Origin of the sequence: Psychrobacillus mangrovi, from assembly GCF_037104765.1 — a bacterium.
Lineage (GTDB): Bacteria > Bacillota > Bacilli > Bacillales_A > Planococcaceae > Psychrobacillus > Psychrobacillus mangrovi.
Genome location: NZ_JBAWSY010000009.1, coordinates 70,592 through 83,678, shown reverse-complemented (window position 1 = coordinate 83,678; position 13,087 = coordinate 70,592). Strand labels below are relative to the sequence as shown.

The window sequence follows — 13,087 nt, the reverse complement described above, 5'->3', positions numbered from 1 at the left end:
TTGATCAACCAAAGTATATGTAATGTTTTTTTGGCTGCATTGCGATTTCCTTAACACTCTCCAAGAGCAGCCTTCTCTAATATTTGTACCTTAAAGCTTCTAAACAAGTATATTCACCTTTCCTACTAAAAAAGAACTAACAAAATAACTTTTAGGCATGTTAAATGGAACGAAAAAGTAGCAACTAGCCGGGTAATTTCTTAGTATAACTTGAAGATATTATTTTGAAGTATTATTTAATCGTCTCTATCTATTTTCTTAATTTTATTAATTAGACACTTAATTTTTTTCCAATATTAGTTACTTCTCCTTTTGTCATCTGGTTGATTATTGCTTAGGTTTTAATTGGAAATGTCATAGGTTCACCAACCATTGATGGCCTTTAAAAACTCATATACTACTATATAAATTAGGAAAGGAATGTGAGATATGGAAATGCATTTTTCTTCGGATTGTAACTGCCAAAAATCTAAAAACAGTTTGTGCGAGGGATGTTCCCACCATAATTGTTCCTGTCACTGCAATCGTTGCCGTAAAGATTTATGTAGTACCGATTTTAAAATTCGCTTAGCTGGTTTACAAGGGGGGCTTAACTTCCGCCTAAGTCAGAATCTGTGGCGTGAAGCTGAGGTTGAATTGGATAACGGGAGTATAGTCAAAGGAACGATTGTCTTTGTCGGATCTAATTTTGTTGAAATTCTTGTTGATGAGCCTTTAGCGTTGGACGAGGGGGAACAAGTGGTAGAAGATGTAGAGATTGTTGCCGACGAAACAGCAGCTGAGTTAACTGCCGAAGTAGATTTGGACAAAGAGTTAACACATAAACCCCCAGTAGAAGAAAATAAACTTGATGAGGGTGAAAAAAGAGAACATGTAAAAGGTAAAACATGGATCTTTTCTATTGATAAAATAGTAAAGGTCAAACTATCAAATTCTAACTAACAATTAAGTTAGTAGTTCTAATTCCTTTTTCTTCAAAAAAATAAGTCAGCATTATTGAAGTGATACTTCAGTGAGCTGACTTTTTTTTTATGATTTTATTGTTATAAGCAAGATCTTATCTATTGGAAGGATGTTTCTTTCTTCTTCCACTTTTAAAACAATCGTATCTTTATTTACATCTTCAAGAAATCCTTCAACTAGTGAATTTTCTATTTTCACTTGAATTCGTTTAGCTATCATTTTAAGCAAATAGACATTTAAACGGATTCTGAAAAATAAATGAATCAATTCTGGAGACGAAGAAACGACTTCACCAAAGTGAAATGTTAATTCCCGTCTGAAGCAAGGATCTATCTCACTTAGTTCAGGGTCATGGTAACGCTCTGCAAACCGACCATAGGGCTTGATTGTTTCAATTTGACTATAAGGCAAAATGGTGATTTTTTCTTCTTCTCGAAGAACGACAAAATCGTAACCAGCTATGTTTACGTTTCCCTCGATTGTTTCACCTAGCAAATTTGTAATTTCAACTCGTAAACCAATCAAACCATCAAAAGCTTTTTGAAATGTTTCCTCTGGAGGGCGTTCATCAGCTAAAGCAAGATCCATAAGCAGCTCATTTGCATTTCTAATTTCTTCCTGAACTTTTAGAAAAGCTTCTTGTTGTAGACAGTCTGTTGGGGACGGAAGTTGTGGAGAGGGAAATCGTTCGGGGCAACATTCTTCTGGAAAACAAAAATCATTTGTTCGTTCTTGTACTCGCATAAATAAATCCATATCCTTTTCTTGTTCCATTTTTTCACCACCTTTCTGCTAGTATTTATGTAGAAAAAGAGAAGATAATTTTCTTCTCTTTTTGCTTATCTATTGTTCTAATGGAGGTAAGTGATCTTTTTGCTCACTGTGCACTCTCATTATTCCCCACATACCTTGTTCAAGATCCCATTGAATATTTCCTGAACGATACATATAATCTCCTGGTAAGCTCTCGTATGCACCTGCTCCGCCTAAAAGTTCTAAATTCCGCTTAGCCCCTGCGACGTTGAATCCAGCGAATGATTCAACTCTCGAATTAATATCCTTAATGTCAAAGCGGAATCTGTGCCCGTGAAGATGAAATGTATGAGACCTTCGTCTTTCTGCAGGGGTAACTAGTCTTATTGTTACTGGTTCCCCAGCATAGCTTTCGAACAGTGGTGTCGCTGGATCACCGAACACATGAGTACTAAATAAATCTTGAAGAACAGGGTGTTTTCTATAACGATTAATTAATCGTTCACTTCTATAGTTAAAGCCTCTCGATCCTTGATCATACGTATCTACCACTTCGTCTACTGCATCTGGAGGTTGCAAGACAATTCCGGCTATCGGGTCGAGAATGACCTGTTCATTTTTATCTAAAAGTCTTACACCATCGTGCATAATAATGATAAATTCTCTAATATCGGGTAAAAAAGGGTTACACAAAATAACATTCGATCCTGTTTTTACAGGCTTTTGCGTATACGGATCCAAATACTTAGTTCCTCTTGGTTCTGCGATAAAGGCTCCAAATGCCCCTTGTGATTTATGATTGCGAATGTCCGCCATATCCCACATACCACAAGCTCCTACTTGAGAATCCACGTACCAACTATACATCCTTGTCTCTCCAGGTCCGACCGTTTGATCTCCATTAAACCCTACTGTTTCTCCCGCAGAAGTTTTCACGTCATACTGAATCAATTGAGGATGCAACGAGATTCGCAAGGAAGGCGGATAAAAAGCCTGTTCCTTTACCTCAGGATAAGGATAAATTCCATCTTTAAAAGGGAATAACTCTTCCTTCAACATGCTTGTTAATTTCACTTCCACTGTATCTCCAACATTTGCGCGTATGACTAGCGGTTCAGGCTTTTTGATACCCATTAATATGGCTTCTCTATCTTCCTCTAACGCGAAAATAATTCCATGTGGATCATGATCATTGAATTCATTGTAAGTAATAGGTAATTGGAAAGCTACAATGTCAAAATTGCAAACCGATACCCCTTCTGAAATAATCACTGGTTCTTCCGCTTGTGGAGGCTTTTTCCCATTACATTCAGGTAGAGGTTTTGATCGTTTTAACGGCTCTGGACGATCTGATAAAGGAATCAAATCTGGTACTTTTTCATCGAATGCTCGAATCAATCCCCAAAGTCCATTCCATAAATCTTCTTCTGTCTCGAATGCCCATAAATAATCACCTGCTCTTGGGATAAACGTTTCTATCGTAAATGATTCAGAAATTCCGATATGCTGCTGATCTTCTAACTTTGAATTCAAACTACCTCTCTCTTTTAGCCAACTTAGTCCATGAACATTAAAACTGTGGGATTCTTCTTGGGCTCCTTGAAGTAAACGGATTCGAATGGAATCCCCTTCATAAGCCTTGAATATTGGTGTAATTGGATCACCATTCACGAAAGAACTAAATGAGTATGCAGGGTCGCAATCCTTTCCTAAACGAAATTGAAGCGGTTCGTTTTTATAATTTACACCAAATAGACCTGGGTCATCTTCAGAACCTGGAAAGTTTGGTGGTTGAAGTGGCTTACCATTTTTGTCAAATAACATAGCGAAGTCATGAACAAACAATATAAAGTCACGATAATCTGGTATTAATGGATTGACGGAAGTAATTTGCGTTCCATGAACCACTTTCTCACCAGATGAAGAGTCAAGAAATGTGGAAAAACGGGGATGAACAACACCTGAACCAAATACTCCATGTTGCTGATGAGCACTTGGATATAAGTGATCATGGAAAAACCATGCTTTTAACTCTACATCCGCATAATAGGAATACTGCATTGTTTCACCGGGTAAAATGGAGGAATCATAATTCCAACCCACATTCGCTCCATCATTAACTAGAACGTCAAACTTCACAAAATGAACATGCATAGCACTTTCATATGTTCTTGTGACAAGTTGAAATGCATCCCCATCAAGAATGTGAGGTAATTTATTTGTAAAGTTTATATGGAAGCAAGTATGTGCTGGGGCATGTATCACGAGAGGCTCTGGTTCTTTTTTTCCTGAACAAATATCTTCAATATCCTCGTCTAGAACATACAATCTCCCTTTAGGATCGTGCCAACCTTGTTTGTTATATATAATTGGCAACTCGATTAACGAGATATTAAATTCTTTCACTGGCGTACCTTCAGGGCAAGGATCCGTAAATACTGCACCAGGTCTAGGATTGTTAATAGCCGCGTGACGCTCCAATTCAGTCAGTCCACGCCCACCTTTTATACCAAGTGGCGGTCGAGGTGCCTTGTGACCAACTTTACCAGGAATAAAATTCGGGAATCCGGGTTTTATTTTTGTCGGCTTTGGCGGCGCTTTTCGATCAGGTAGTGGCTTTAGCGATTTAATAGGAACACCATTTGGATAGCACTGGCTTCCATCTTGAAGTGTATTAAAAACACGGTTCAATCCCCACATTCCAGCTGCAAAATGTGGATAAAGGTGACAGTGAACTATTGCATCACCAAATGACCCTTGCAAACTTCCTAATCCATAAAGAGGCTCAATTGTGTAATGTGACTGAGGACTAATTGCCTGTGCATCAAAAATTTCAGAATTTAAATCTTGTGGATCACTTAACCACTGATGAACATGATAATGAAAGACATGTGTTTCTTTTGCCCCGCCGTGTATGACTCGAATTTTCGCTGGGTCTCCAACATATCCTCGCAAAATTGGAGTAGATGGATCTCCAAATACCCATGAGTCATGATGGACTTCTTCTCCATCAGTATTTGGACCAACGACCCCTTCTGCAATAAGTTGTTGACGTCTATTTATCGGCTCATATCTATAATTGGCTCCATGGAAAGATTCCTCTTCCTGGTTTGTTAAATGATTGATTGGCCGATTCCCAGTTAAATCATCTACTTCCATCTCATCATGGAAAATCCAAGCATATTCACGGAAAGATGGTAAAAGCGGATGATGGATATCTGCATACACTCCACTATCCATTGGCTTCCCTGTCTCCGGATCCGTCCACCAGGAAAAGCGTTTCTCTATAAACAGCGCCCCAAACAGACCATTTGAATTGGAACCATTTTGACCACTAGAGGGATTACCTAAATCCGAAAAGAAATAAGTTCCTTCTTTTACACCTTGTATTCGATATAAAATTGAATCGAAGGGTGCAACCGTACTATCTTTGTTTAAACCAACGTTCGCTCCATCTGCTTGATTCACTTCATATTCTGCTTCTTGAAAGTGCATACCTATGTGAAATGGTAGTTTATTTTCTAATGTAATTTCCACTGTTTCCCCTTCATTAGCCCTAATCACAAGGGGCTGAACGAGATCTACTGGAGAAAACTGATTTTTATTAACTAATTCCTTTACCTTATGTTCGTTTTCTTTTAACACGTACATCATACCATTTGGATTATGGTCGCCAAATGTGTTCAAGACGATACGAATTGGAATGGCTACTACATGGTAACTTCTAATCAAGAGACCCCTCTTTTCTAACTATCTTTTAAATGAGGGATTTTTGGTCCAATCCCTGTTTCAACATAAAACACATCAATAGAGTCAATATGCACATTCCACCTTTTTCCTTCTAAAGCCGGTACGGAGGTTGTCTGTACATCTAATTCAATAATATCTCCAAGTATATTTTGAATTCTTCCGATAAACATAAATGGAAATGATTCAGTCAGAATAAAAACTCTTCGACCGATATTTTTTCTAAAGTAAGTAACCATTGCTCCTTCTTTAATCTGATTAATCGTACTGGGTTCATTCTGGTTAGCCATTCAAGTACCTCTCCTTTAGTTATGCTAATGGATACACTAAGTCACTTGGGACTTCAGTCGAGTAAGATACAATTTGTTCAAGTGGAATACTTAGGGGAAAAGGGAATTTATAAAATGGAGCGTTCACCATTTTTATAATCACTGGAGATATTGTTAGATGCCCTTGTTGAACATCTGAAATAGTTCCGGTAAAAATGGGACGAAATACTTGACCCAATAAATTAAGCTGAACTGCCCTAGTAATAACAAGGATTTCTTCTCCAACTAGCTGTTTTAATTCCTCAAATATGTTATCTCCTATTAGTTCCAAATAATATAACCTCCAATTATTAAAGAATACTTAATTTTAAAATTGACTTTAAAACATTTCTCCATAAAGGAATAATCCCTATCGTTGATATAAAGCGAATGTCATCTAAAGCGATAACTTTCTTTGACTTAAAGACCTGAACCAATAGCTCTTTTTTCGTCGTTTCTATAATCTTTCCATAAACTACTTCATTCGCTGTTTTTACCTCTATCCACATTCCACTCCACGATTTAAGGTTTGTTTGTAGGGTTTCTTCAAAGAATTGTTTAATAAGAGCTTCCCTTTTAGCTACTGTTTCACCAAATTGTAGAACGAGCTTTTGCTGTAAATTGTTATCATATATAAAGTGTTGATGGGTATTTGAATAGGAAGGAAAGCCGAAAGGGATATTTGCGGTTTCAATTGCATTATAAGGGATCCATATCCTTTTTTTGAGGTTAGTAAGCATTATAAAGTCTCTTCCGATTGTTGAGACTTTTCCCTCTGTTGTCACGGTAACATCTTTTTCTAAAACAGAAGTAACTACCACTTCTTGATTTCGTTTCATTTTAAAAAACTGCTTTAATATAAGAGGTTTCCTACGTGTTTCATCCCGATTAACCACGTTAAATAAATTCTTCTGATTAATATATTCTGAAAGAATTCTTGTCTCTTCTATTGATACTGCACTTGTCGGTGACGAAAACGATGAAGGGCTTTTTAATTGATCCTCTATTTGATTTCCCTCTCTCATTTTATCAACCCCCTCCTTCATCGGGCTTACCCCTAATCACTTTATAAGCTGCTGCAAATGATTAGCAATTTCTTCTATATTCACCCGTTTATTCCCAATTGCCATATCATGATGTGCTCTAATTTGATCATTTGAATCTACTATATACATGGAGGTTGAGTGAGTAAGAAATCCATTCTGATCTTTTTTATAGTAAAAATTGAAGTTATCACTAAATTCCTTTGTTTCTTCTTCCGTTCCTCTTAAAAATAACCAATTAGAGCTTGATATCTCAAATAAGTCTTTATACTGTATAATCCTCTCATTTGTATCGTATTCAGGATCCAGCGTAACGGATAGGACAATATACTCATCTTCAGATATACCTTTTTTATTCATTAATTCTTGCATTTTTATTATGTCCACCATTGTGGTAGGGCAAATATCCGGACAGTTTGTATAGTAGAAAGAAACAAGCTTTGGTTTTTTTTCCATGGATATTTCATTTCCACTCACTTCAGACAGTGTCCACTCTTCTACTTCACCAATCTTTGGTAAATCAATTGATTTTGGCCAAAAAAAGAATGCTATAAATCCTATGAATACTATCATCACACTGACAAATATTTTCATTAGGAGCTCCTTATATCTCTTTACGAAAAGAGTTTTTTTACACTTTAAACGAATAGCGGATGAAATGACTTATGAGTGCATGAAGAAATGCAGTAAAAATTGCAATATAATACATATTTGTCTTAATCAGCGTATCAGACACTATCGGGATATTACATAGTGCAGGATTCTTTAAAACAGCTCCTAGCATTGTTCCCATAATTCCTCCCATAACGCCATTATAAATACCGTTCAAGGTTGCTGGAGCCTTCATGATTGCACTAAATTTCCATCCAACAAATAATCCAGTTAATATAGGAAGAAGATAAAAAATCCTTTCAATGGAAGGAAGTAATAGTTCAAGGTAAATTGCAAAGACAAATGAAGAAACCATTGTTATGGCCATGCACATTGTCTTTATAAATCGATCATCGAAAATCAAATGTTTCTTTTTGAAAATCCTATAAACAAAACCTAATTCAATTAGATTCAACGTAAATAACATCATGATGAGCAACAAGGATTACATCACGACCTTTTTATTGAAATTATTATTGTGATTAAACTTAAAACAAAAAAAACATGCATGAACCAAATAAACAAGTTTGGCATTTCTATAACAGTACCAATCATAGGTGACATCAGCCCTACAAGCATTCCATTCGTTAACCCTGTCACAAATGTTTGATAATCGAATAACCTCCCAAATGATGCTCCTGCGATCATTCCAGCAGAAGTGGATAAAATAGTAATTAAAGTAAAATGAAATGGAAATTGTAGTATAAGTAATACTCCGAATAATAAAGAAATCATTCCACCCATAACAACGCTAATATTCGTACCTAATTGAAACCCAATCAGTTTCTTGATTCTTCGTAAATACATATAAAAACCAATAATTAAACATACATCTATATACAGTAAAAGTAAGATTCTAGTATGTTCCATCCCACCACCTCTACATACGTTATGGCATAGAAGACAAAAACGAAACTTGTCCAATTCATACGTATTGAAAAACAGATTAGTAGGAACAGATTGTTAGGTCAGCATTCCTACATCTTCATACCCCTTGTACATATACTACATACAGTTTCACTTTATAGATGTGGATTAATTAATATTTAGAAACTAAGTGGAAGTGGATTCGCCCGATGTAACTTTATCCTACAAATATAAAGTTAGGCATTATTGTTGTAATTTTTTTATTTTAACTTTTTGCAATCACTTTATTCTATCGAGGAGGTTTTTTATGGAAGTTGGACCTATTAATTCGTTTGATGGATTTCCAGATTGGTATAAAGATGAGAATGGTTTACGTCTTCAACTAAATGTTAACCCTACCGACCCGTTCTCCGGCATCACAACAGCTGATTTACCTGATTCATCACAGCCTGTTTCTTTTCCTAACAATTACCCAGAGGAAGCGTTTTATCAGCTGGTCGAAAGCGAAATGTTAACAGGCACGGGTGAAAGAGCACGGCTTGTTTTAGCATTAGAAGCTGCATTTGTAAATGAAATTCCTAGAGCGGGTGAACAAATTGTATTTGGTAGAGTTCGCATTCGTGTTGCTGGACTACAGCCAAATGCAGAATATGTTGTTACTCACCCATATGGAGTCGACTCATTCATCGCAGAACCAGATGGAGAAGGCTTTGGTGAAATTAATTTCACGGAAGATATCGGAGGATTAAACGGTGGGGATTTTGATCTTGCGCTGAATAGTCGTGTGCATCCGTTCTTACAATGGGATCCTTCAGTTGCACCTGCAGCACCAGAGGGATACATTGGAAATCCAGCAGTGTTACATCCAATTGTCGGAAGCTTGTTCATTGATCGTTTTGGGCAACCTCAAAACTATTTTCGAATTGAAGGTCCCGGAATTGGAATCGGTTCACCAGATCGATCAACTACCCCAGGCATTGATGGAGATAACTGCATTGAAACTGTTAGCTTTACGGTAATTGGGAAAATCTCAACCATCTCCGGCGTGGATGTATCAAGAGCTACTTACACACAAATTGAAAGTTTGGGTGGGTTTATAGATGTCTTCGCTACGTCTGATGACTCGGCTCAAACTATTAATGTGACTGGAACTGGCATTGACCCAACATTATTAGAAGGCAGCGTTGGGCAGTACTTTGCTCGTATTCTTTTTACAGGTGCACGTCCACCTAACACAATTACCGTCACCAATGTAAGCGACGTTCCTAACAGTATAAAGGAACTTGTTCCTGTAGACTTCATTACAGCTTCTGCCACTTATGACACGAATACGAAAGTACTTACTATCGTAGCTAATTCTAGTGATTCAATAGGTGCACCAATTTTATCTATATCGGACTTTGGACTCGGTGACATAATCATTCCATCAGATGGAATTAGCACAACAAGTCTTACTTTTGCTCCAGCCATTGTGACAATTAACTCAACTGCTGGAGGAAAAAGCTCCATATCGGTAACTGTAACAGGGTCACCAAATGTTCCAATTCCCGTAACAGCCAATGCTGGTGAAGATGAAACGGTTATTTTTGATTCAACGGTTATGCTGGATGGCACAAAATCTACCGGGGTAATTACATCTTATAATTGGACTCAGCTTTCTGGTACACCAATTACATTAACAGGAAACAATACTGCAACTCCAACCTTTATAGCACCCAATTCAACTTCAACTCTAGTATTTGAATTAACGGTTGACGGTGAAGGTGGACCATCTACTGCCACAGTGAGTATCTCAGTAATTGAGTTTACACCAATACCTATAGCAAATGCTGGTCCGGATCAAACCGTGCAACAAGGATCGTTCGTAACATTGTCAGGGAGTGCAACGGGTATCGTTACAACCTATCAATGGGAACAAATCTCTGGATCTCCTGTTCAGTTAACCAATGCGAATATGCCATCAGCTTCGTTTTCATTTCCTCCGTTAGATGAAACGCTTTCTTTTCAATTAACAGTTCGAGGGCCAGGTGGTACATCCTCTGACGTAGTCGATATTACATCCCTATCTGAAAGCTTAACGGTTACACGGGCAGAATTTAGAACCAGTGATGCTGAATGGCGAATTTCTGGAACATCTAATGTTCTTGTGACTGAAGCCAACATCTCCATTTATATTGGTAATGATTTGGGCGGTCCACTTCTATCTGAAGTGTCAGTAGATGCACTTGGTGAATGGGAATATCGCGCTAAAGGTTCTGATATTCCACCAGATGGAACGAGAGCAATTTCGATTCAATCGAGCTCAGGTGGAACACTCATTAATGTCCCACTCAATATTCGTAGTTAACTTTAGTTAAATTTAGATGTTAAAAATGATTTAGTAGAAAAGGAGAAGAAAGCATGGATCATTGTCCAAAATGCAATGAATGCGAATGTAAATGTGGGCTTGGGTCAAGAGGCCCAAGAGGCTATCAAGGACCTCCAGGAATCAGAGGGGAACAAGGTCCTCCAGGGCCCAAAGGTGAACAAGGCATTCCAGGACCCAAAGGTGAACAAGGTCCTCCAGGGCCCAAAGGTGAAAAAGGCATTCCAGGACCCAAAGGCGAACAAGGCATTCCAGGACCCAAAGGCGAACAAGGTATTCCAGGACCCAAAGGTGAAACAGGCATTGGTGAACAAGGACCAAGGGGTAAAAAAGGTTCTCGTGGACCAAAAGGAGGTCCAAAAGGTGAAAGAGGGAAACAAGGCCCTGAAGGACCCAAAGGTGAACAAGGTCCTCCAGGACCAAAAGGTGAACCCGGACCTAAGGGTGAAAAAGGCGAACAAGGACCAGAAGGGACGATAGATTCAGCATATGGATATGCCTATTCCGAATCTTTAAGTCATACATCGGGAATTGTGAGATTTAACATTGCCGGTCCATTACAAGAAGTTGAATTAGTCCGCGAAGGTTTAAAAGTATTAAAAGCTGGGGTTTATCAAATTAGCTATAAAGCAATATTGGAATCAGAAGATATAACAAACATTCCTTCAAAGTTTCAACTTCTAATAAATGATGTTATTAAGGTAGCATCATCAATGACTCAGTCAGCTACCTCAACTACACTAACTTCCACTGCATTGTTTTCTTTATTAGATGGAGACGTCGTAAAACTAGTTGCAGAATTACAGGAAGGTTTTAGTTATAAGTTGGCAACATTACAAATAATAAAAGTTGGATAACATCAAAATTTAAAAGCTACAGTCCCGCTAATTGGCGGTGACTGTTGCTTTTATTTCATAAATCAATTCAACTGTTTTTAAATAAATGAAAATATTAGATGTAAAAAAATATATTCTATTATTCTTACCTAGCTTGTATTACTAATCGTTGCGTTCTCTTTCAGCCTAAAACTAAAAAAGTTAACAGATTGATCTGTTAACTTTTTATTAGTTGTTAGGAATTAAACTGTTATCGAAGGAAGAGGTTCCCCTGTCTCAAGCAAACTTTTCAAATTGCTTAGTATTGCTGGCCAACCATTGTTAATCCCTTGAAAATTATCATTTTCTTCATAAATATCGGAAGGTAACAACTCCTCGTGCTTGAGTGATAATTTTACAATGATATCCATTTCACGGAGTGTAAATGTCACGATAGGTGAAACTTCACGTTTCGTTGTATCTTGCACCCACTCAAATGTATAAGATAGAAGTTTGCTTGGCTCAAAATGTATAACCTGTCCTTTATCTACAATGTTATCGAACTTATCTAAGAAAACTACAGATGAACCCTCTGTCCAATCAGATTTAATTTCATGGCCGAACCAGTATTGTTTTGTGTAATCTCCACTAGTCAGTGCTTCCCATAGTTTTTCGGGTGTGGTTGCAATGTAGGTTACGTATTCAAAAGTAATATTACTCATTTTTTACCTCCTTATTATTTATTCTTCCCCGTCACTATCATGCTCATCATGTCTTGGTGGTAAGATTCCTATCTTCTCAATAAACTTTGGTAAATTCATAGCTATAAACATTAAAATGACCGTTATAATAGCAAGATCATATGCACCATACCCGATGGTTAATCCTACACATGCAGTTATCCATAAATTCGCTGCAGTAGTGAGACCACGTTTCACATTATCCTTATCTACCCAGATTACCCCCGCACCAAGAAATCCAATTCCACTAATTACTTGAGCAGCTAATCGCATTGGGTCCATGTATGGGCCTTGATTTAATGAAGATAGAGACATTGCCAAGGTAGCTCCTAAACAAACTAAGATGTGAGTTCTAATACCTGCTGGCTTATTTTTGATCGCTCTTTCTAAACCAATTAATAACCCTAAAAATGTTGCCACAATTAATCGAATGTATAAGTCATAATGTGAATTAAATAAAGATGTTATAAAGTCCAGCATTTATTAACTCCCCTTTCCATAATTGTTTAATTAATCATACAGATGTTTTATGGATTTTAAAAGAGAATGGGTTATTAGATAAAAAAATTTTGGAAGTACAGCCTGGAGTAATTAAGGTCGTGCTTCTTTTTTGATGTAGACGAATGAAGTGAAGTATTAGTTGAAACACCAAAGGCAAAATAAAAGAAGCCCATAACGACCTCTTGTAAAATGTAGTTACCACACCAACATTTTTAAAAGAAGTACTCTGATCCCGTGCTCTAGTAGTATTACACCATCTACACTACTTCCTACTTGTCAAAAGCCCGTCCATAAATACCTATCCCGCAACCTTCCAATAATTGCTGACTTGAGG

General features: G+C 37.3%; 13 protein-coding genes. 3 read left to right on the top strand and 10 right to left on the bottom strand.

What is annotated here, in order from left to right; translation table 11 throughout:
- Positions 1-636 precede the first annotated feature (636 nt).
- Positions 637-942, top strand: coding sequence for a hypothetical protein (locus WAX74_RS12945; protein ID WP_336498091.1), 306 nt, complete (start codon positions 637-639; stop codon positions 940-942).
- 87 nt (positions 943-1,029) lie between these two features.
- On the opposite strand, the gene WAX74_RS12940 is transcribed toward WAX74_RS12945, so the two are convergent.
- The 8 genes from WAX74_RS12940 to WAX74_RS12905 all read right to left on the bottom strand — a co-directional run bounded on the left by WAX74_RS12940 (position 1,030) and on the right by WAX74_RS12905 (position 8,335).
- Positions 1,030-1,737 (bottom strand): hypothetical protein, encoded by a 708-nt coding sequence (locus WAX74_RS12940; RefSeq protein ID WP_336498090.1) that lies wholly within the window; start codon positions 1,735-1,737, stop codon positions 1,030-1,032.
- 69 nt (positions 1,738-1,806) lie between these two features.
- A complete protein-coding gene (locus WAX74_RS12935; RefSeq protein ID WP_336498089.1) occupies positions 1,807-5,448 on the bottom strand; it encodes a multicopper oxidase domain-containing protein in 3,642 nt (1,213 codons plus the stop codon).
- Positions 5,449-5,462: 14 nt separating this feature from the next.
- The gene (locus WAX74_RS12930; RefSeq protein ID WP_336498088.1) at positions 5,463-5,753 is read right to left on the bottom strand and encodes a hypothetical protein; all 291 of its coding nucleotides are present in this window, start codon (positions 5,751-5,753) and stop codon (positions 5,463-5,465) included.
- Positions 5,754-5,772: 19 nt separating this feature from the next.
- Complete coding sequence (locus WAX74_RS12925) at positions 5,773-6,063, bottom strand: hypothetical protein (protein ID WP_336498087.1); 291 nt, start codon at positions 6,061-6,063, stop codon at positions 5,773-5,775.
- A 19-nt stretch (positions 6,064-6,082) separates the two neighbouring features.
- Positions 6,083-6,796 (bottom strand): hypothetical protein, encoded by a 714-nt coding sequence (locus WAX74_RS12920; RefSeq protein WP_336498086.1) that lies wholly within the window; start codon positions 6,794-6,796, stop codon positions 6,083-6,085.
- Positions 6,797-6,832: 36 nt separating this feature from the next.
- Positions 6,833-7,408 carry an SCO family protein gene (locus tag WAX74_RS12915; RefSeq protein ID WP_336498085.1) on the bottom strand — a complete coding sequence of 192 codons (576 nt, stop codon included), beginning with the start codon at positions 7,406-7,408 and terminating at the stop codon, positions 6,833-6,835.
- A gap of 37 nt (positions 7,409-7,445) precedes the next feature.
- Complete coding sequence (locus WAX74_RS12910; protein WP_336498084.1) at positions 7,446-7,895, bottom strand: hypothetical protein; 450 nt, start codon at positions 7,893-7,895, stop codon at positions 7,446-7,448.
- Positions 7,896-7,915: 20 nt separating this feature from the next.
- Positions 7,916-8,335 carry a hypothetical protein gene (locus WAX74_RS12905; RefSeq protein WP_336498083.1) on the bottom strand — a complete coding sequence of 140 codons (420 nt, stop codon included), beginning with the start codon at positions 8,333-8,335 and terminating at the stop codon, positions 7,916-7,918.
- Between the two features lie 304 nt (positions 8,336-8,639).
- Between WAX74_RS12905 and WAX74_RS12900 the strand changes: the two genes are divergently transcribed.
- Complete coding sequence (locus WAX74_RS12900; RefSeq protein WP_336498082.1) at positions 8,640-10,679, top strand: PKD domain-containing protein; 2,040 nt, start codon at positions 8,640-8,642, stop codon at positions 10,677-10,679.
- 53 nt (positions 10,680-10,732) lie between these two features.
- Complete coding sequence (locus WAX74_RS12895; protein WP_336498081.1) at positions 10,733-11,554, top strand: collagen-like domain-containing protein; 822 nt, start codon at positions 10,733-10,735, stop codon at positions 11,552-11,554.
- Positions 11,555-11,775: 221 nt separating this feature from the next.
- Here WAX74_RS12895 and WAX74_RS12890 read toward each other — a convergent pair whose 3' ends face one another.
- Positions 11,776-12,234, bottom strand: coding sequence for an SRPBCC domain-containing protein (locus tag WAX74_RS12890; RefSeq protein WP_336498080.1), 459 nt, complete (start codon positions 12,232-12,234; stop codon positions 11,776-11,778).
- 18 nt (positions 12,235-12,252) lie between these two features.
- Positions 12,253-12,732: an MgtC/SapB family protein gene (locus WAX74_RS12885; protein WP_336498079.1), complete on the bottom strand. Its 480-nt coding sequence runs from the start codon at positions 12,730-12,732 to the stop codon at positions 12,253-12,255.
- Positions 12,733-13,087 lie beyond the last annotated feature (355 nt).